Source organism: Streptomyces corallincola (assembly GCF_019104725.1).
GTDB lineage: Bacteria > Actinomycetota > Actinomycetes > Streptomycetales > Streptomycetaceae > Streptomyces > Streptomyces corallincola.
This window is the reverse complement of sequence record NZ_JAHRXF010000058.1, coordinates 1-19,662: the sequence shown is the minus strand read 5'-3', so window position 1 is coordinate 19,662 and position 19,662 is coordinate 1. Positions and strand designations below refer to the sequence as shown.

Genomic DNA, 19,662 nt, shown 5'->3' with positions numbered 1-19,662 from the left:
CCCGTGGTACGGCGCCGGGGGTGCCGCTACTCGGTGCGCAGCCCCTCCGGGCGGGCCAGCCGCAGCAGCGGGGGCAGGCTGAGCAGGGTGACCGCGAGGACGACGCCCGCGCCCGCCCCGGTCAGCTCCAGACCGCGCGGCCAGTCCACCCGGACCGCGCCGCCGACCATCTTCAGCAGCACCGTGCCCAGCCCGACGCCCACCGCCCAGGCCAGTACCAGCCCCAGCACCACCGGCAGCGCCGTCTGCCAGAGCACCGACAGGCCCAGGGTGCGGCGCCGGGTGCCGAACGCGACCAGCGCCGACAGCAGTTTGCGGCGCTCGCGCAACTGCTCCAGCTGCGACACCAGCAGGCTCGCGCCGATCAGCGCCAGCACACAGACGGCGCCCACCAGCAGCCCGGTGCGGACGGAGGTGAAGCGGGCCGCCTCCTCGGTGCCGCTCATCACCTCGGCGTCGGCCGCCGGGTCCAGCGCGGCGGCGGTGTTGCGCACCCGCTCGTACACGTCCGGGGCCGAGGGGTCCAGGGAGACGAACACCGTGGTGCCGAGCTTCCGGGTCAGCCGGTCCGGCAGCGCGCCGGGGGTGACCAGCAGGCCGCCGTGCCGGATGCCGTCGGGCGCGTCACGGACCTGTGCCCGCAGCACCCGGTCGGGCACCCGCCAGGCGTACGTGGCGCTCCGGGCGGCGCCGAAGGTGGTACCGGCCTCGGTCCAGAGGGTGCGGCCCGGCCGCGCGGTCAGGCGGGCCTGCCGGTCGGTGTCCGGGTCGTCGCCGCTGAGGGTGAACACGTCGCCGTCGTGGCAGGACGGCAGCCGGCCGACCTCGCGCAGCGCGGCGCAGTTCCCGATGGTCAGCATCGTCGAGTCGGTGCCCGCGCCGTCCTTCCTGTCGGCGGCGGCCGAGTTGTCCGCCAGCACCACGGTGCCGGTCACCCCCTCGGTCGCGGCGAACCGCTGCCCGACCCGCGCGAGATCCGCGCCGCCGACCAGGACCCGCATCTGCGCCCGGCGCACATCGTCCCCGGTGCGCCGGGTGTACGTGGCCTCCACGCCCGCGAACACCATCTGGAGGGCGATGGCCCCGGCCACCGCGACCGCGATGCCGTTCACCATGCGGGTGGCCGTACCGCTGTTCAACTGGAGCCGCCGGACCGCGAGTTGCCAGGAGACCGCGCCCCGGCCCAGCCGGGCCACGACCGCCTCGACCGTCCACGGCAGCAGCGCGGTGATGCCGACGAGGAGCAGGGCGACACCGCCGGTGACCAGGTACCCGTTGAAGCCGCCGCTCCGCCGCCCCTGGCCCAGCATCGGCGCGAGCATGCCCAGACCGGCCAACGGCAGCAGCAGCCGCCACCACAGGCGCCGTCGGCGCGGCCGGGCGGTGCGGACCACCCCGAGGGGTTCGATGACGACCCCGCGCAGCGCGAACAGCGTGACCAGCACGGCGGCGGCCGGCACCGCGACGGCGACCAGCGCGGCCAGCGCCGGGGACGGATCGAGGTCGGCGGGGAAGACACTCGTGCCCATCACCTCGGCCGAGCCCGCCAGCGCGCGGCCGGTCAGGAAGAAGCCGGTGCCGAGGACCAGGCCGAGCAGCGCCCCGGCCGCCGCCTCACCGGCCGCGATCCGGCGGGTCATCCCGCTGTCGGACCCCACCAGCCGCAGCGCGGCCAGCCTGCGGTCGCGCCGCTCGCCGCCGAACCGCACGGCCGTGGCGACGAACACCGCGACCGGTATCAGCAGCACCACGAACACCAGCAGGACCAGCAGGACCAGCACCGGGTCCTGTCCGTCCGAGGGGGCGGGAACGGGCCGTCCGAACTCCGCGATCCGGGCGGTCTGCCAGCCGTTGATGCGCGGGGCGAGGTCGGTGGCCCCGGCGTAGTAGGCGAGTTCGCGGGAGCCGACCAGGCCCTCGTCCCCGATGACGCCCGTGATCCGGTACGGCAGCCGCTCCCGCAGCAGCCGCCCGTCGGGGGAGTCCAGCAGCTCCTTCAGCGCGGGCGACACCACCATGCGGCCCGGCTCCGGATACGCCGACAGGCCGGGGGCGAGGGGGGCTTCGGGGCCGTCGGGCTGGACCAGCCGACCGCGCACCGGATGCCGGTGGTAGGTGGTGTCCACGTCGGCGACGACCAGGGTGCGGTCGGACTTCGGCACCGGCTTCTGTACGTACGTGTAGTCGAGGCGGGCCTCGTCGCGGTCGTGGCGGGCGGACACGGCGTGGGGCACGGCGGTGGTGAGCAGCAGCAGGGTCACCCCCAGGCCGACACCGACCGCCGTCAGCAGCAGCCGTACCCAGCCCTCGCGTCCCCCGGCGAAGGCGAACCGGGCACCGAGGGCGAGATCGCGGGACCACTGGCGGACGTTCACGCGACGTGCTCCATGTCCCGCGACCGTCCGTCGCGTACGACGATCTCGCGGTCGGAGTAGGCGGCGACCCGTGCCTCGTGGGTGACCAGGACGACGGCCGCGTGGGTGGAGCGGGCCGCCTCGGTGAGGAGTTCCATCACGCGTTCGCCGTTGAGGGAGTCCAGCGCGCCGGTCGGCTCGTCCGCGAAGAGCACCCGCGGGCCGGTGACCAGGGCGCGGGCGACCGCGACCCGCTGGCCCTGCCCGCCGGAGACCTCACCGGGCCGCTTGGCGGCGAGACCGGCCACCTCCAGGCGCTCCATCCAGCCGAGCGCGGCCCGTTCGGCGGCCCGGCGGGAGGTGCCGTTCAGCCGCAGCGGCAGCGCCACGTTCTCCACACAGGTCAGCTCCGGGACCAACTGCCCGAACTGGAACACGAACCCGAACTCCCCGCGCCGGAGCGCGCTGCGCTCGGAGTCGGACATCCCCGTCATCTCCCGCCCCGCGTAGCTGATCGAGCCGGAGTCGGGCGGGACGATCCCGGCGAGGCAGTGCAGCAGCGTGGACTTGCCCGACCCGGACGGGCCCATCACGGCGACGACCTCACCGGGGTGGACGGAGAAGCACGCGCCGTCCAGGGCGAGCGTCGGGCCGTACGCCTTGCGCAGGTCACGGGCGGTGAGCAGGGAACCGGCGGGGGCGGTCATCGGGCCACCTCCGCGCGGAGCCGGTCGAGGCGGGCCGCGGTCAGCTCCAGCCAGCGCAGGTCCGCCTCCAGGTGGAACAGGGCGTGGTCGCAGATCAGCTGGTCGGCGAGGTCGCCGGTGCGCTTGCGCTCGGTCAGCGCGCGCATGCTGCGCAGATGCGCCGAGCGCTGCACGTCCAGGATGTCGGCCGCGTCCCGCCGGGTCAGCAGCGCGAGGACGACCTTGGTGTAGAGGGTGGACTGGAGGTACTCCTCCGGCTTCTCCGGGGTGGCCAGCCAGCGCGCCACGTCGGTGACTCCGGCGTCGGTGATGGCGTACCGCTTGCGCTCGGGACCGTCACCGGCCTCGACGGCGTCCACTTCCACCAGGCCGTTCTTCAGCAGCCGGGACATCGTCGAATAGACCTGGCCGTAGTGGAGCGGCCGGTCGTGGCCGAACTTCTCGTCGAAGGCCCGCTTCAGGTCGTAGCCGTGGCGGGGGCCGGACTCCAGGAGTCCGAGCAGGGTGTGACCGATGGACATGACCCGACTCTACACACGGTGTATACGCGGTGTGTATAGATGTCGTGGGGAGAGGCGCCCGGTGGCGGTCCGGGCGCAGGTCGGGGGCGGTGTGTCACGGTTCCGAAACAGGGGGGCGGCCCCGCCGGGGGAGCGGGCCGGTGTCCTTCGGCAACCGGCCGGCCCCGTCCAGGGCCCGGCGCAGCAGGAACTCGATCTGGGCGTTGGCCGACCTGAGTTCGTCCCCGGCCCAGCGGGCGAGCGCGTCGTACACGGCCGGGTCCAGCCGCAGCAGCACCTGCTTGCGCTGCTGCGGCCGGGGGCCGGGTCCCGGTGCGGGGGAGCCGGTCACTGGTACAGCGACCCGGTGTTGAGCACCGGCTGCGGGGCACGGTCGCCGCACAGCACCACCAGCAGGTTGGAGACCATCGCGGCCCTGCGTTCCTCGTCCAGCTCCACGATGCCGCGCTCCGCGATCCGGCCGAGCGCGGCCTCCACCATGCCGACCGCGCCGTCCACGATCTGCCGCCGGGCCGCGACCACAGCGCCCGCCTGCTGCCGCTGGAGCATCGCGGAGGCGATCTCGGGCGCGTAGGCGAGGTGCGTGAAGCGGGACTCGATCACCTGCACCCCGGCCGCCTCCACGCGGGCCTGGAGTTCGACGGCCAGCTTCTCGGTGATCTCCTCGGCGTTGCCGCGCAGGGACAGGCCGTCCTCGTCGTGCGCGTCGTAGGGGTACTCGATGGCGATGTGCCGTACGGCGGTCTCGGTCTGGGTGGCGACGAACTCGGCGTAGTCGTCCACCTCGAACACGGCCTGGGCGGTGTCCCGCACCTTCCACACCACGACCGAGGCCAGCTCGATCGGGTTGCCGTAGGCGTCGTTGACCTTGAGGACGGCCGTCTCGTGGTTGCGCACCCGCGTGGAGATGCGGGTGCGCGAGGTGAACGGGTTCACCCAGCGCAGGCCGTCCTGGCGGATGGTGCCCCGGTAGCGGCCGAACAGCTGCACCACGCGGGCCTCGCCGGGCGCGACCGTGTTCAGACCGCGCATGGCGATGATCGCGGCGAGCAGGACGACGACGCCGCCGACGACGAAACCGCCCTGGGCACCGCCGGACACGGAACCGGCCCCCACGAACAGCGCGACGGCGGCGGCGAGTCCGAGCAGCCCCAGCAGCAGGGCGAGCCCGCCGCCGATGCTGTGCGCCGGGAACTCCCGTACGCCAGGCGCCGGCATCTCGGGGACGTCGGCGGTGGCGGCCGGATCGGATACGGACATGGGTGGCCCCCCGTGGGTCGTGGCCCCGCGACCGGGACCGTGATTTCCAAGTGATATCACTTTATGCCGCGAGGCAACCTCCGGCCAGTGCTGGTCGTCGGTTCACGTGGAAGCGGGTGCTGATTCTCACGTCCATAAAAGAGCGGATCGGACGCCCTTTGTCATAGAGGCGGGTGTTAGCTTTCGGAGCTGACCCCACCCGAGACGGAAGCGGAGCGCAGGGACACATGGGACGAGCGGATGACAGACGGGCGCGACAGCGCGGTGGCCGCCGCGCGGCGCCGCGCCGTTCCAGGTCCGCCGCGGCGGCACCGGCCGGTGGCCGCCCGCCGAAGGGGCGCATACGCAGGCTGTTCACCTGGAAGAAGCTGCTCGGCACCTTCTTCGGCGTCTGCCTGCTGGGCATCCTCGGCTTCGGCGTGCTCTACCTGACGGTGAAGGTGCCCGAGGGCAACGCGGACGCGCAGAAGCAGAGCAACGTCTACAAGTTCCGCGACGGCACGATCCTCGCCCGCGCCGGAACCGTCAACCGGGAGACCGTCTCCCTGGCCGACGTGCCCAAGGACGTGCAGCACACCTTCGTCGCCGCCGAGAACAAGACCTTCTACCACGACTCCGGCGTGGACCTGAAGGGCACGGCACGCGGTCTGCTCAACACCCTCGCGGGCAAGGGCGCGCAGGGCGGTTCCACCATCACCCAGCAGTACGTCAAGAACTACTACCTGACCCAGAACCAGACCGTCTCGCGCAAGCTGAAGGAACTGGTCATCTCGCTGAAGGTGGACCAGAAGCTCTCCAAGGACGCCATCCTCGCCGGGTACATCAACACCAGCTACTACGGCCGGGGCGCCTACGGCATCCAGGCCGCCGCCCAGGCCTACTACCGGGTGGACGCCTCCCAGCTGACCACCGCGCAGGGCGCCTACCTCGCCGCGCTGCTCCAGGCACCCAGCCAGTACGACTGGGCGGTCGCCACCGACACCGGCAAGCGGCTGGTGCAGGAGCGCTGGAACTACGTGCTGAACAACATGGTCCAGCAGAAGTGGCTCGACCCCACCAAGCGCCAGGCCATGAAGTTCCCCGTCCCGAAGCCGCCCAGGGGCGCCCCCGGACTGTCCGGGCAGAAGGGCTACCTGGTCGAGCTGGCCAACAAGCAGCTCGCCGCGCAGCTCGCCAAGGACGAGAACGTCCCGCTGTCGCAGGCGGCCGCCCAGGTGGAGGGCGGCGGCTGGACGATCAACCTGAACATCGACCGGAAGCGGCAGGACGCCCTGGAGAGCGCGGTCAGGCAGCAGCTCACCGGCAAGCTCGACCCGAAGAAGCGCAAGGTGGACGGCGACGTCCAGGCGGGCGCGGTCTCCGTGGACCCGAAGACCGGGAAGATCGTCGCGCTGTACGGCGGCACCGACTACTTCAAGCACTACATCGACAACGCCACCCGCGAGGACTACCAGCCCGCCTCCACCTTCAAGCCGGTCATCCTGGCCGCCGCCATCGACGGCGGCGCCAGCACCCAGAACGGCCGGCCCATCACCGCGAGCACCCGCTACGACGGCACCAGCGGCCGCCAGGTCGTGGACCACGGCGCCAAGGTCGGCTTCGCGCCGCCCAACGAGGACGACCGGGACTACGGCCCCATCACCGTGCAGACCGCGATGAACCAGTCCGTCAACTCCGTCTTCGCGCAGATGGGTGTGGACGTCGGCATGCAGAAGGTGATGGACGTCGCCGGAAAGCTCGGCATGGACACCAAGGGCATGCAGGCCGTGCCCGCGCAGACCCTCGGCTCGATGGGCGCGAGCCCGCTGGAGATGGCCGGGATCTACGCCACCCTCGACAACCACGGGAAGAAGGTCACCCCGACCCTCGTCTCCACGGCCCGGAGTAACACCCGTACCGTGCGGATGCCCGACGCGATCGGCGACCAGGTCATCAGCCGCGAGGCCGCCGACACGGTCACCTCGGTGCTGACCGGCGTGGTGGACGACGGCACGGCGAAGGTGTCCGTGGCCGACAACCCCGGACGCGACGGCCAGCAGGTGGCCGGGAAGACGGGTACGTCCGACGAGAACAAGTCGGCCTGGTTCACCGGGTACACCCCGAACCTGGTCACCTCGGTCGGCCTCTTCGGCGAGCAGGCCAAGAGCAACGCGCACGTCTCGCTGGCGGGCGCCACCGGTCTGCTGCCCGCTCCGGGGCGCATCAACGGCGGTGGCTACCCGGCACAGATCTGGGCCGCGTACACCTTCGGCGTGACCAGCCCGGCCAAGTTCGACCTGGACACCGACCAGGGTGCCGCGGTCCAGCCGACGGAGACCCCGACCCTCTCGCAGAGCCCGTCCGAGACGCCCTCGCAGACGCCGACCAGCGCGCCGCCCTCCAGCGCGCCGCCGTCCGAGACGCCGTCGCAGACCCCGACCGAGAGCCCCTCGGACACGCCCAGCCAGACCCCGTCCTCCGGGCAGCCGCCGACCAGCGGCACGCCGTCGGACGGCGCGACCCAGGAACCGCTCCAGCCGGGCGGACGCCTGCCGGGCTTCGGCGGCGACGGACAGCAGCGGTAGCACCGCCGCGCACGACGGAGAGGGGCGCCCGGGGAGATTCCCCCGGGCGCCCCTCTCCGCACGTGACGCGGCTTCCGAAGCCGTACGGGCTCAGTTCTGGTGCAGCTCGAACCAGACGACCTTGCCGGTGCTGAGCCGGGTCGCGCCCCAGCGCCGGGCCAGCCGGTTCACCAGATACAGCCCGCGCCCGCCCTCGTCGGTGGCCCGTGCCTGCCGCAGCCGGGGCAGCTGCGGCACGTCGTCACCGACCTCGCAGCGCAGCACATCGGTACGCAGCAGCCGCAGCGTCACCGGCCGCGTGGAGTACCGCACGGCATTGGTGACGACCTCGCTGACCAGCAGCTCCACCGAGTCCGACAGGTCGTCCAGACCCCAGCGGGACAGCTCCGCACGGGCCAGCCGACGGGCCTGGCCGGGCGCGGAGTCGTCCGGGTCCAGCGTCCAGTACGCCACATCGCTCGGCGCGATCCCGTCGAAGCGGGCCGCGAGCAGCGCGATGTCGTCGTCCCGGTCGCCGGGACCGAGCATGTCCAGCACCTCGTCGCACAGCGCCTCCAGCGGCGGCGGGTGGTCCGGGCCGGTCAACTGGGCGGTCGCGGCGAGCCGTTCGCGCAACTGCTCGATGCCGGTCCACACGTCCCGCAGCCGGGACTCCACCAGACCGTCGGTGTACAGCAGCAGCGTGGCCCCGGCCGGTGCGTCCAGCTCCACCGCCTCGAAGTCCACCCCGCCCACGCCGATCGGCGCGCCCGGCGGCACCCGCAGCACCTCCGCCTCGCCGCCCAGGTGCAGCAGCACGGGCGGCGGATGACCCGCGTTGGCGATGGTGATGCGGTGCGTGACCGGGTCGTAGACCGCGTACAGACAGGTCGCCATGCGGTCGGTGCCCAGCCGCTGCGCCTGCTCGTCCAGGTGGTGCAGCACCTCCTGCGGCGGCAGATCAAGACCGGCCAGCGTCTGCGCCGTCGTCCGGAGCTGGCCCATGATCGCCGCCGAGGTCATGGAGTGGCCCATGACGTCACCGACCACCAGCGCGACCCGGCTGCCCGGCAGCGGGATCGCGTCGTACCAGTCGCCGCCGACCCGCGCGGTCTCGGCGGCCGGGAGATAACGCGAGGCCAGCCGCACACCCGTCGGGCGGGGCAGCGTCTCGGGCAGCATGGTCCGCTGGAGTTCGTCCGCGATGTACGCCTCGCGGCCGTACAGCACGGCCTTGTCGATGCCGAGCGCGCTGTGCGTGGCGAGCTGCGCCGCGACCAGCAGGTCGTCCGCCTCGAACGGCGGACGCTCCGGGCGGCGCAGGAACAGCGCGGCGCCGATCACCCGGCGCCGTCCGCGCAGCGGCGCGAGGATCGCGTGCCGCCCGCCCGGCACCACCGACTCGCCGTCCTCACCGAGGAGTTCGGGCAGCGCGGCCCGGGCGGCGGGCGCGTCCGCGAACACCGGGCGCACCCCGCGCAGCACCTCGTTCAGCGCGCCGCCGGGGCGCACCTCGCACAACTCGGTCGTCAGCGCCGACAGCTCCGCCAGCGCCGACGGGTCGGTCTCCGCCTCCGGGAACGGCAGGAACGCGCCGTCCGCGTCCCGCTCGTCGGGTATCCGGTCGGTACGGCGCAGCCGCAGCACCACCGGACCGGTGGGCCGCTCGTCGCCCACCGGCAGCGGATCGCGCAGATAGACCAGGATCGCGTCGGAGAACGTCGGCACGGTCGCCCGGCACAGCCCCATCACGATCTCGTCCAGATCGAGGCCGCGGGCGATCCGCCGCGTCGCCGCCCCGACGAACCGCAGCCGGTCCCCGTCGCGGCGCATCGGCATCGGCCGCCCCGGCGGCAGACCCCGCCCGGTACGGCGCTCCGAGCCGTCCGCCGACCGCTCCTGCCCGCCGCCGGGCTGCGCCGGGATGCCCTCCGGCGCGGGCCGGGGGCGATGGGTGTCCGTCTCCGCGGAGGCGGGCTGCGAGTGCTCCGGACCGTTGACTGGGGGCTCCTTCCCCGGCGGGGTGTGCAGCAGCGCCCCGCGGCTCTCCGCGGGGTCGGCGCCCGCGGCGGGGCGCTCGAAGGAGGTCGGCTGCTCGGTCACGCGTGTCGAATCCGTCCGTCCGGGACTGCGCGCGGGACACGCGGAAGGTCCCGCCGAAGACCGGATACCCGCAATACGTGCGCCGGGAACGGATTTCCCGTACGACCGGACGCCGCGCCGCCGGGCGGCGCCGCCCCGGCGTGTTCCTCGTACCCCTCGCTCACGTCCAGCCGCCCCTCGGTGACGTTCGGTCAAGCCCGGCGTGCGTTCCGGGAGTTGCCCCTCCGCGTGGTCGCGGAGGACGATCCTACGGCTGCCCTGCCGGAGCCCTTCAAGGGTCTCACGGGGACATGTGCGCGGGCGTACGGTCCCAGTCCTCGGGGAGCGACGGTACTCCCCAGCCCGGATCGGGGCGCCAGTGCGGCCAGCCGTCCGCGAACGGGGCGCCCCACGCCTCGACCGACGCCACCGCCGCCCGCCCGGCCGCCCGCACCCGCGCGGCCGTCGCCGCGTCCAGCAGGCCGTCGGACAGCGCCTGCGCGAACTCGTCCTCGTCCTGCCACTGCCAACTGCGGTCCGGCTGCACGGTGATGTCCAGGAAATGGTCCTCGGAGTCCACCCCGCCCGCCCAACGGACCAGCGGCTCCTCCAGGTTCACGTACCAGTTCTTGAACTGCCAGCCCGGTTCCCAGAACAGCCACACCGACCAGGGCTCACCGGGCCGGGCCAGCTTCAGCACACCGGTGCCGAACCAGCGGTCCCGCTGCACCGTGCGCGGTCTGGTGTAGCGGGACTCCAGCGGCTCCCGGTGCACCGGGGTGCCGTCGGCCAGCACCGGCTTCACGCACTCCGTGCCGGGGGCGAGCCACACCGCGAGCAGCTCGGCGTCGTCCCGGACCACCGTGACGGGCCGCGCGATGTGGATGTGCTCCCCGGCGTTCTCCCGGTACCGCCACAGGATTCGGGTCCCCGGCGTCCAGTACGTCGCCGGGGCCGCCCCCGCTGCCAGTCGTGTCACCGCTCCGTCGTCCGTCATGCACAGATATTAGGTGCCGGGGGCATCCTGTGCGGTGGCACACGTCACCGTTCGCCGTGTGGCCGTCACCCGTTACGGCCGCGTCATGCGCAGGACATCCAGCGCCTCGTCCAACTGCCCGGCGGTGAGCAGCCCGCGCTCCACGTAACCGCCGTCCAGGACGGTCTCGCGGATCGTCCGCCGCTCGGCCAGCGCCTTCTTGGCGACCTTCGCCGCCTCCTCGTAACCCAGGTACCTGTTCAGCGGGGTGACCACCGACGGCGACGACTCGGCGTACTCGCGGGCGCGTTCGCGGTCGGCGGTGATGCCGTCCACCGTGCGGTCGGCCAGCAGCCGGGACACGTTGGCGAGCAGCCGTACCGACTCCAGCACGTTCTTGGCGATCACCGGGAGCATCACGTTCAGCTCGAAGTTCCCGGCCGCCCCGGCGGCGGCGATCGCCGCGTCGTTGCCGGTGACCTGGGCGGCGACCATCAGTACCGCCTCCGGGATCACCGGGTTGACCTTGCCCGGCATGATCGAGGAGCCCGGCTGGAGGTCGGGCAGCCGGATCTCGGCGAGCCCGGTGCGCGGCCCGGACGCCATCCAGCGCAGATCGTTGGCGATCTTCGTCAGCCCGACCCCGACCGTGCGGAGCTGGCCGCTGATCTCCACCACGCCGTCCCGCGCGCCCTGCGCCTCGAAGTGGTCGCGGGCCTCCGTCAGCGGCAGCCCGGTGACCCGCGCGACCTCCTCGATCACCGCCGCCGAGAACCCCGGCGGAGTGTTGATCCCGGTACCCACCGCCGTACCGCCCAGCGGCAGTTCGGCCAGCCGGGGCAGCGAGGCGCGCAGCCGCTCCACCCCGTACCGCATCTGCGCCGCGTACCCGCCGAACTCCTGGCCCAGCGTCACCGGCGTCGCGTCCATCAGATGCGTACGCCCCGACTTCACCACGTCCGCGAACTCGGCGGCCTTCCGTTCCAGCGCGGCGGCGAGGTGTTCCAGGGCCGGGATCAGATCGCGGGTGACGGCGGCGGTCGCGGCGATGTGGATCGACGAGGGGAACACGTCGTTGGACGACTGCGAGGCGTTGACGTGGTCGTTGGGATGCACGTCCCGGCCCAGCCGCTCACTGGCCAGCGTGGCGATGACCTCGTTGGCGTTCATGTTGGAGGAGGTCCCGGACCCGGTCTGGAACACGTCCACCGGGAAGTGCGCGTCCCAGGCCCCCTCCGCCACCTCATCGGCCGCCTCCTGGATCGCGGCGGCCACCTCTCCGTCCAGCACCCCCAGACCGGCGTTCACCTTCGCCGCCGCCCCCTTGATCCGGGCCAGCGCCTCGATGTGCGCCCGCTCCAGCCCCCGCCCGGACACCGGGAAGTTCTCCACGGCCCGCTGCGTCTGGGCCCGCCACTTCGCCGTGGCCGGGACCCGGACTTCCCCGAGGGAATCGTGCTCGATGCGGTAGTCGTCAGTCATACGAGGATCAACGGGGTGAGCCCGCGAAGATGTTCCGGCGGGCGGCCCGACCGGAGGGATTTCAGCCCGTCCGGCGTTCGAGGACAGGGCCCGGAGACCCGGTCGGGGGCCGCCGGGGGTCACGGCCCCCGGGTGTGGGGACGGGCAGGGGCGGCGGGGGCGAGAGCCCCGCCGCCCGGCAGGGACTCAGCCCAGCCCCGGCCCCCGCACCGGAATCGACGTGAACGTGGGCTGCGGAGCCGGGTCCTGGAAGAAGTCGTTCCCCTTGTCATCGACCACGACGAACGCCGGGAAGTCCTCCACCTCGATCCGCCACACCGCCTCCATCCCCAGCTCCTCGTACTCCAGAACCTCCACCTTCTTGATGCAGTCCTGGGCGAGCCGGGCGGCGGGCCCCCCGATGGACCCGAGATAGAACCCCCCGTGCGCCCCGCACGCGTCGGTGACCTGCTTGCTCCGGTTCCCCTTGGCCAGCATCACCTTCGACCCCCCGGCCGCCTGGAACTGCTCCACGTAGGAGTCCATCCGCCCGGCGGTGGTGGGCCCGAACGACCCCGACGCGTACCCCTCGGGCGTCTTCGCGGGCCCGGCGTAGTACACCGGGTGGTCCTTGAGGTACTGCGGCATGTCCTCGCCCGCGTCCAGCCGCTCCTTGATCTTCGCGTGCGCGATGTCCCGCGCCACGACCAGCGGCCCGCTCAGCGACAGCCGCGTCTTGACCGGGTACTTGGTCAGCTCGGCGAGGATCGCGTCCATCGGCTGGTTGAGGTCGATCCTCACGACGTCCCCGGACTCGTCCAGGTGCTCGTCGGTGGTCTCGGGCAGGAACCGCGCCGGGTCGGTCTCCAGCTGCTCCAGGAACACGCCCTCGGCGGTGATCTTGGCGACGGCCTGGCGGTCGGCGGAGCAGGAGACGGCGATGGCGACCGGGCAGGACGCGCCGTGCCGGGGGAGGCGCACCACGCGCACGTCGTGGCAGAAGTACTTGCCGCCGAACTGCGCGCCGATGCCGATCCGCTGCGTCAGCTCGAAGACCTTCTCCTCCAGCTCCTTGTCCCGGAACCCGTTGCCGAGCGGCGAGCCCTCGGCGGGCATGTTGTCCAGGTAGTGCGCGGAGGCGTACTTGGCGGTCTTCAGCGCGAACTCGGCGCTGGTGCCGCCGACGACGATCGCCAGGTGGTACGGCGGACAGGCGGCCGTGCCCAGCGAGCGGATCTTCTCCTCCAGGAACCTCATCATGGAGGTCTCGTTCAGGACCGCCTTGGTCTCCTGGTAGAGGAACGACTTGTTGGCCGAGCCGCCGCCCTTGGCCATGACCAGGAACTTGTAGGCGCCGCCGTCCGTCGCGTACAGCTCGATCTGCGCGGGCAGGTTGGAGCCGGTGTTCTTCTCCTCCCACATGGTGAGCGGAGCCATCTGCGAGTACCGCAGGTTCAGCCGGGTGTAGGCGTCGTGGATGCCGTGCGAGAGGTGCTTCTCGTCCTCGCCCGAGGTGAGCACGTTCTGCCCGCGCTTGCCCATGACGATGGCCGTACCGGTGTCCTGGCACATCGGGAGCACCCCGGCCGCCGCGATGTTCGCGTTCTTCAGCAGGTCCAGGGCGACGAACTTGTCGTTGGCCGACGCCTCGGGGTCGTCGATGATCCGGCGCAGCTGCGCGAGGTGGGCGGGGCGCAGATAGTGCTGGATGTCGTGGATGGCCTCGGCCGCGAGCGCGCGCAGCGCTTCCGGCTCCACCTTGAGGAACGTCCGCCCGTCCGGTCCCTCCACGGTCGAGACCCCCTCCGACGTGACCAGCCGGTACGGGGTGGTGTCCTCTCCCTGGGGGAGCAGATCGGTGTACGCGAACTCAGGCATCTCAGCCCATTCCTCACTCTGACGGACGGACGCCCGCCGACACTGGCGGGCCCCACCAGCGTAGAACCTGCCACGGACACCGGATCCTGTGAGGTGAGGCTCAGTACGGTCGGCGCATGGTTGTCCACAGGTACTGACGCGATCTATCGCGTTTCGGTACGCTGCTGCCGTGGACCTGAAGAAGCACACCGAACCGCCGCTCGCCGACCCTCCGCCCACCGAACTGCGCGCCTCGGACGCCGACCGCGACGGGGTCGCCGACATCCTGCGCGAGGCCGTGGCCGAGGGCCGGCTGACCGCCGACGAGCACGCCGAGCGCGTGGAGGGGGTGCTGCACGCCAAGACGGTCGGTGAGCTGGACGTCTTCGTGCGCGACCTGCCCGCCGCCCACCGGCGCTCCGCCACGCCCGCCCACGAACCCGTCCCGTCCCGCCCCACGCCGGGCGCCGTGCCGGAGGAGGCGGACGCCAGCATGGTGGCCGTCTTCAGCAGCGCGGTGCGCCGGGGCCGCTGGAGAGCGGGCCGCCGCCTGCACGCCTACGCGGTCTTCGGGTCGGTGGAGATCGACCTGAGCGAGGCGGTCTTCGAGTACCAGCAGGTCGTCATCAAGGCCGTCTCGGTCTTCGGCGACGTGCAGATCCGCGTCCCGGAGAACGTCTCGCTGCGCGGCACGGGTGGCGGTGTCCTCGGCAACTTCGAGGCGGACACGGTCGATTCGACGGACCGCGACGCGCCCGTGATCTACGTGGACGGCTGGGCCGTGCTCGGCAATGTCGAGGCCCGCCCCAAGCGGGGCCGCCGTGTCGCGGACATCCTCGACCGCGTCCAGGACCGGATGGAACGCGCCCAGGACAAGGTGGACCGCAAACTCCGCAAACACCTGGACCGCTGAGGCGGAGGGTCGTACGAGGTTCGCGGGGCGCACGAGGCGTACGGCGCGGGCGGTGTCCGGTGGGCGGAGTGCAGGGCGTCCGGAGCGCGCGGCGGCCGGGGCGTGCGGGGGGCGTGAACAGGCCGTCGCACGCCCGCCCTTGGGGACACGGTGCATAGGCCCGCGCACAGCGGGTAGGGCTTGCTGCATCGCTGGCTCACCATCGTCGCTCGCTCGTCGAAGCCGTCGTCAGGAGTAGACCGTGCTGCAAACGCCGCATTCGTCTCCGCAGGTCGCCGCTGTTCCGGCGCAGCGGTCATCGGCGCGCGACCAGGACACCCCCTGGCACACCGAGGCGGTGTGCAGGAGGGACGAGGCGGGCCTGTTCTTCGCCCCGTCCAAGGAACCGACGGCCGCCCGGCTGTCCCGCGAGGAAGCCGCCAAGCGCGTCTGCGCGGGCTGTCCGGTGATGGTCGAGTGCCGCGAACACGCCCTGCTCCAACCGGAGCCGTACGGCGTCTGGGGCGGCCTGACCGCCGCCGAGCGCCGTGTCGCCCTCGCCCGGCGCCGCCGCCGCGACGTGGAACTGAAGACGGCGGCCACCGCGCCGAACCGCATAGCCGGTTAGCTCGCGACAGCCGGTCGGCTCGTACGTCGCTGCCCCCCCCGGCACGGGAAAGGGCGCCCTCTCCGCACAGAGGGCGCCCCGGTAGCGCGGTCCGAACAGGCCCCGCCCGGCCGCTACTTGGCCCGGTCGAAGTCCACCGCGCTGTAGGCCCGCAGCTTGCTCAGCCGGTGCTCGGAGTCGATCCGCCGGACCGTGCCGGAGCGCGACCGCATCACGATGGAGTCGGTGGTCGCCGTCTCCGGGCGGTAGCGCACCCCGCGCAGCAGCTCGCCGTCGGTGATGCCGGTGGCGACGAAGAACACGTTCTCGCCGGTGACGAGGTCCTCCGTGGTCAGCACCCGGTCCAGGTCGTGCCCGGCGGCGACCGCCCGCTCGCGCTCGGCGTCGTCCTTCGGCCACAGCTTGCCCTGGATGGTGCCGCCGAGGCACTTCACGGCACAGGCCGAGATGATGCCCTCCGGGGTGCCGCCGATGCCGAGCAGCAGATCGATGCCGGTGCCCTCGCGCAGCGCCAGGATCGAGCCCGCGACATCGCCGTCGGTGATCAGCTTGATGCGGGCGCCGGTGTCCCGGATCTCCTTGATGACGCCCTCGTGCCGGGGGCGGTCCAGGATGACGACCGTGACGTCCTCGGGGGTGACCCGCTTGGCCTTGGCGACCCGGCGGATGTTCACCGACACCGGGGCGTCGATGTCCACGAAGTCGGCCGCCTCGGGGCCGGTGACCAGCTTGTCCATGTAGAACACGGCGGACGGGTCGAACATGGCGCCCCGCTCGGCGGCGGCCAGCACGGCGATGGCGTTGTGCATGCCCTTGGCCGTCAGCGTGGTGCCGTCGATCGGGTCCACCGCGATGTCCACCTCGGGACCGGTGCCGTCGCCGACCCGCTCCCCGTTGAACAGCATCGGCGCCTCGTCCTTCTCGCCCTCGCCGATGACGACCACGCCGTTCATCGACACGGTGGAGACGAGGGTCCGCATGGCCCGTACCGCCGCGCCGTCGGCGCCGTTCTTGTCGCCGCGCCCGACCCAGCGGCCCGCGGCCATCGCGGCGGCCTCGGTGACCCGCACCAGCTCCAGCGCCAGGTTGCGGTCGGGAGCCTCGGAGGGAACGTCCAGTTCGGACGGCAGATGATGGTGCTCGGTCATCGGAGCGCACCTTTCTGATACGACGACGGCCGGATGAGGGTCAGGACTCGACTCTATCGCCGGTCGTACAAAATGAGCAGGGGACCCCACGGATGAGCGCTCCGGGCACCTGCGACCATAGGGGCGTGGCAGGTTCGAAAGGCAAGCAGAAGACGGTCCGGGACATGATCCTCTCCCTGGCCCTCATCGGGGTCGCGGCTGCGGTCATCTACATCTTCGTCCCGCACGACGACCACGCGCCCGACATCAAGCGCGTCGATTACAGCGTGGAACTGGCCGGTGCGCGCCGCGCGGCGAGCTATCCGGTGGTCGCCCCGCAGGGCCTGCCCGCGTCCTGGAAGGCCACCTCGGTGCGCTACCAGGCGGAGGACTCCGACCGCTGGCACCTCGGTTTCCAGACGCCGGACGGGCAGTACGTCCAGGTCGAGCAGTCCGCCGGGAAGCGCGCGGACGTCATCGACACGGCCAGCCAGGGCGGCTCCGCGACACGGCACACCGAGCGCATCGACGGCCGCACCTGGACCCGCTACACCGGCGGCCGGTACGACGCCCTGGTCCTGGAGGGCACCCCCGGCTCCACCACCGTGGTCGCCGGTACCGGCTCCCTCGCCCAGCTCACCGACATGGCGACGGCGCTCAGGATCAAGTGAGCCGCCGCGCTGCCCCTGCGCGGGTGCGCGCGTGACGACACGAAAGGCCCCCGGCATGCGTGCCGGGGGCCTCGTGCTGTGCGGGTGCTGTCCGCGCCGTCCGCGCGGTGCGGCTCAGACGGTGGTGACGACGTCGTCGTACGACAGGCGCGGGGAGCGCGGGTACCAGGCGTCCGGGCCCGGCTTGCCGATGTTGACGACGACCAGCGGGGCGTGGTCGTCGTCCAGGAACTCCTTGCGGACGCCCTCGTGGTCGAAGCCGTTCATCGGACCGGCGGCCAGACCGGCGGCGCGGACACCGATGATGAAGTACGCGGCCTGCAGCGCGGTGTTGAGGGCGGCGGAGCCCTCGCGCAGCGTGCGGTCGGCGAAGAGGTCCTTGGCCTGCGGGAAGCCGGGGAGCAGCGCGGGCAGCTCCTCGTGGAACTCGTTGTCCGCGGAGAGGATGGCGACCAGCGGGGCGGCGGCGGTCTTCGCGCGGTTGCCCTCGCTCATCAGCGGCACCAGCCGGGCGCGGGCCTCGGCCGAGCGGACCAGGGTGACCCGCAGCGGGCTCTGGTTGTACGCGGTCGGGCCGAACTTGATCAGCTCGTAGATCGCCCGGACCTGCTCGTCGCTCACCGGCTCGTCGGTGAAGGCGTTCGCGCTGCGGGCCTCGCGGAACAGGAGGTCCTGGGCGGCGGGGTCAAGGACGAGAGACATGGGGGCCTTCCTCACGGGCATGCCCGGCCCGGAACGGACCCGGACCGGCTGATGTGCACGACCCTACGACAGGGAAGTTGAATTCTCAACTACTGCTTTCCGGGCCACCCCGACCGAGGGTGCGAGCGCCTGTTCCGCGGCGCCCCCGGGGCTACTCCTCCTCCGCGCCCTCCCCGTGCTCGCCCCGCGGGGCGACGGGGTCGTCGGGGCCGTTCGTGGCGTCCTCCTCGGTGAGCGCCGCGTCCAGCCGGGCCCGTGCGCCCTCCAGCCAGCGGCGGCACACCTTCGCCAGTTCCTCGCCCCGTTCCCAGAGCGCGAGGGACTCCTCCAGCGTCGTACCGCCCGCCTCCAACCGCCGTACGACGTCGATCAGTTCGTCACGTGCCTGCTCGTAGGAGAGCGCGGCCTCTTCGGTCCTGCCGGTCATTCGTCCACCTTCACCGTGAAATCTCCGTCCGCCACCCGGGCCCGCAGCGCCTCGCCCGCCGCCACCTCGGTCGGGTCGCGGACCACCTGCCCGTCGTCCTTCTGGAGCACCGCGTAACCCCGCCGGAGCGTGGCGGCGGGGGAGAGGGCGACCACGCGGGCGCGGGTGTGGGACAGCTCCGAGTCGGCGCGGTCCAGCAGGTGCCCCAGCGTGCGCCGACTCCGCTCCAGCAGCGAGCCCACGTGGTCGGCCCGCTCGTCCAGCATCCGGTGCGGGTCCTCCATCACCGGCCGGGCCAGCGCGTGCGCGAGCCCCCGCTCCTCGCGGTCCAGGAACGCGTGCGCGCACCGCCGCGCCCGGTCCCGCAGCATCCCGACCCGCTCCATCTCCTCGCCCACGTCGGGTACGACCCTCTTCGCCGCGTCCGTCGGGGTGGACGCGCGCACGTCCGCGACATGGTCCAGCAGCGGGTTGTCCGGCTCGTGGCCGATCGCGGACACCACCGGCGTACGGCACCGCGCCACCGCGCGCACCAGGCGCTCGTCGGAGAACGGCAGCAGATCCTCCACGCTGCCCCCGCCGCGCGCGACCACGATCACGTCCACCTCGTCCAGCGCGTCCAGCTCCTCGACGGCGCCGACGACCCGCGGGACGGCGTGCACACCCTGCACCGGCACGTTGCGCACCTCGAAACGGACGGCGGGCCAGCGGTGCCGGGCGTTCTCCAGCACGTCCCGCTCCGCCGCCGAGGCCCGGCCGCAGACCAGCCCGATCAGCTGCGGCAGGAACGGCAGCGGCTTCTTGCGGTCCGCCGCGAACAGCCCCTCGGCGGCCAGCGCCTTCTTCAGCTGCTCCAGCCGCACCAGCAGCTCGCCCATGCCGACGGGCCGTATCTCGGCGGCCCGCAACGACAGCTGACCGCGCGGGGCGTACCACTCCGGCTTCGCCAGCACGACCACCCGCGCGCCCTCACCGACCACGTCGGCCACCGCGTCGAACACCTGCCGGTAACAGGTCACGCCCACCGAGATGTCGTGCGCGGGATCGCGCAGGGTCAGAAACACCACCCCGGCGCCCGGCCGCCGCGACAACTGCGTGATCTGCCCCTCCACCCACACCGCCCCCAACCGGTCGATCCACCCCCCGATCAGCCGGGACACCTGCCCCACCGGCAACGGGGCATCGGGCGACGAGTTCACAGCCATGCGCCGAGCGTAACGGGCCCCACCGACAACCGGAGCGGCCCCGAGGGGCGCCCGCCGGGCGAAGGGAACGCGGCGTCCCTCTCCCGACACCCGTCCGCGCCCCGGGCGCCCCGGGCGCCCGGCGGGGCTTCGCCGCCCCACCCCCGCCCCCCCCCCCCCCCCCCCCCCCCAACCCCCCGCCCCCCACCCCCCCGCCCCCCCCCCCCCCCCCCCCCCCCCCCCCCCCCCCCCCCCCCCCCCCCCCCCCCC

17 protein-coding genes are annotated in these 19,662 nt (G+C 72.8%); 4 read left to right on the top strand and 13 right to left on the bottom strand.

Annotated elements, in window-relative coordinates:
- Positions 1 to 26 precede the first annotated feature (26 nt).
- The 5 genes from KUM39_RS25590 to KUM39_RS25570 all read right to left on the bottom strand — a co-directional run bounded on the left by KUM39_RS25590 (position 27) and on the right by KUM39_RS25570 (position 4,842).
- Complete coding sequence (locus KUM39_RS25590; RefSeq protein ID WP_217788137.1) at positions 27 to 2,375, bottom strand: ABC transporter permease; 2,349 nt, start codon at positions 2,373 to 2,375, stop codon at positions 27 to 29.
- Complete coding sequence (locus KUM39_RS25585) at positions 2,372 to 3,061, bottom strand: ABC transporter ATP-binding protein (protein WP_217788136.1); 690 nt, start codon at positions 3,059 to 3,061, stop codon at positions 2,372 to 2,374. Before KUM39_RS25585 ends, KUM39_RS25590 begins: the two co-directional genes overlap by 4 nt.
- Positions 3,058 to 3,582 (bottom strand): PadR family transcriptional regulator, encoded by a 525-nt coding sequence (locus KUM39_RS25580; protein ID WP_217788135.1) that lies wholly within the window; start codon positions 3,580 to 3,582, stop codon positions 3,058 to 3,060. The genes KUM39_RS25585 and KUM39_RS25580 overlap by 4 nt, the downstream gene beginning before the upstream one ends.
- Before the next feature lie 94 nt (positions 3,583 to 3,676).
- Entirely contained in the window at positions 3,677 to 3,913 is a 237-nt protein-coding gene (locus tag KUM39_RS25575; protein WP_217788134.1) for a type II toxin-antitoxin system antitoxin, read from the bottom strand.
- Positions 3,910 to 4,842: an SPFH domain-containing protein gene (locus KUM39_RS25570; protein WP_217788133.1), complete on the bottom strand. Its 933-nt coding sequence runs from the start codon at positions 4,840 to 4,842 to the stop codon at positions 3,910 to 3,912. Before KUM39_RS25570 ends, KUM39_RS25575 begins: the two co-directional genes overlap by 4 nt.
- A 227-nt stretch (positions 4,843 to 5,069) precedes the next feature.
- Here KUM39_RS25570 and KUM39_RS25565 point away from each other — a divergent pair, with 227 nt between their 5' ends.
- Positions 5,070 to 7,406, top strand: coding sequence for a transglycosylase domain-containing protein (locus KUM39_RS25565; RefSeq protein ID WP_217788132.1), 2,337 nt, complete (start codon positions 5,070 to 5,072; stop codon positions 7,404 to 7,406).
- Positions 7,407 to 7,496: 90 nt separating this feature from the next.
- On the opposite strand, the gene KUM39_RS25560 is transcribed toward KUM39_RS25565, so the two are convergent.
- The 4 genes from KUM39_RS25560 to KUM39_RS25545 all read right to left on the bottom strand — a co-directional run bounded on the left by KUM39_RS25560 (position 7,497) and on the right by KUM39_RS25545 (position 13,782).
- The gene (locus KUM39_RS25560) at positions 7,497 to 9,488 is read right to left on the bottom strand and encodes an ATP-binding SpoIIE family protein phosphatase (RefSeq protein ID WP_217788131.1); all 1,992 of its coding nucleotides are present in this window, start codon (positions 9,486 to 9,488) and stop codon (positions 7,497 to 7,499) included.
- 280 nt (positions 9,489 to 9,768) lie between these two features.
- The gene (fomD, locus tag KUM39_RS25555) at positions 9,769 to 10,464 is read right to left on the bottom strand and encodes a cytidylyl-2-hydroxypropylphosphonate hydrolase (protein ID WP_217788130.1); all 696 of its coding nucleotides are present in this window, start codon (positions 10,462 to 10,464) and stop codon (positions 9,769 to 9,771) included.
- 72 nt (positions 10,465 to 10,536) lie between these two features.
- Positions 10,537 to 11,925 (bottom strand): class II fumarate hydratase, encoded by a 1,389-nt coding sequence (locus tag KUM39_RS25550; RefSeq protein ID WP_217788129.1) that lies wholly within the window; start codon positions 11,923 to 11,925, stop codon positions 10,537 to 10,539.
- A 186-nt stretch (positions 11,926 to 12,111) separates the two neighbouring features.
- Positions 12,112 to 13,782 (bottom strand): fumarate hydratase, encoded by a 1,671-nt coding sequence (locus tag KUM39_RS25545; RefSeq protein ID WP_217788128.1) that lies wholly within the window; start codon positions 13,780 to 13,782, stop codon positions 12,112 to 12,114.
- 169 nt (positions 13,783 to 13,951) lie between these two features.
- On the opposite strand from KUM39_RS25545, the gene KUM39_RS25540 reads away from it, so the two are divergent.
- Both KUM39_RS25540 and KUM39_RS25535 read left to right on the top strand, forming a co-directional pair.
- Positions 13,952 to 14,674: a DUF1707 SHOCT-like domain-containing protein gene (locus KUM39_RS25540; RefSeq protein ID WP_217788127.1), complete on the top strand. Its 723-nt coding sequence runs from the start codon at positions 13,952 to 13,954 to the stop codon at positions 14,672 to 14,674.
- A gap of 241 nt (positions 14,675 to 14,915) precedes the next feature.
- The gene (locus tag KUM39_RS25535) at positions 14,916 to 15,281 is read left to right on the top strand and encodes a WhiB family transcriptional regulator (protein ID WP_217788126.1); all 366 of its coding nucleotides are present in this window, start codon (positions 14,916 to 14,918) and stop codon (positions 15,279 to 15,281) included.
- 113 nt (positions 15,282 to 15,394) lie between these two features.
- On the opposite strand, the gene glpX is transcribed toward KUM39_RS25535, so the two are convergent.
- Positions 15,395 to 16,429, bottom strand: coding sequence for a class II fructose-bisphosphatase (glpX, locus tag KUM39_RS25530; RefSeq protein ID WP_217788125.1), 1,035 nt, complete (start codon positions 16,427 to 16,429; stop codon positions 15,395 to 15,397).
- Positions 16,430 to 16,554: 125 nt separating this feature from the next.
- Here glpX and KUM39_RS25525 point away from each other — a divergent pair, with 125 nt between their 5' ends.
- Positions 16,555 to 17,079 (top strand): DUF4245 domain-containing protein, encoded by a 525-nt coding sequence (locus tag KUM39_RS25525; RefSeq protein WP_217788124.1) that lies wholly within the window; start codon positions 16,555 to 16,557, stop codon positions 17,077 to 17,079.
- Positions 17,080 to 17,193: 114 nt separating this feature from the next.
- On the opposite strand, the gene KUM39_RS25520 is transcribed toward KUM39_RS25525, so the two are convergent.
- From KUM39_RS25520 to xseA, 3 genes are all read right to left on the bottom strand, one after another.
- A complete protein-coding gene (locus KUM39_RS25520; RefSeq protein WP_217788123.1) occupies positions 17,194 to 17,781 on the bottom strand; it encodes a malonic semialdehyde reductase in 588 nt (195 codons plus the stop codon).
- A 151-nt stretch (positions 17,782 to 17,932) separates the two neighbouring features.
- Positions 17,933 to 18,208, bottom strand: coding sequence for an exodeoxyribonuclease VII small subunit (locus KUM39_RS25515; protein ID WP_217788122.1), 276 nt, complete (start codon positions 18,206 to 18,208; stop codon positions 17,933 to 17,935).
- A complete protein-coding gene (gene xseA, locus KUM39_RS25510; protein WP_217788121.1) occupies positions 18,205 to 19,413 on the bottom strand; it encodes an exodeoxyribonuclease VII large subunit in 1,209 nt (402 codons plus the stop codon). Before xseA ends, KUM39_RS25515 begins: the two co-directional genes overlap by 4 nt.
- Positions 19,414 to 19,662: the final 249 nt, after the last annotated feature.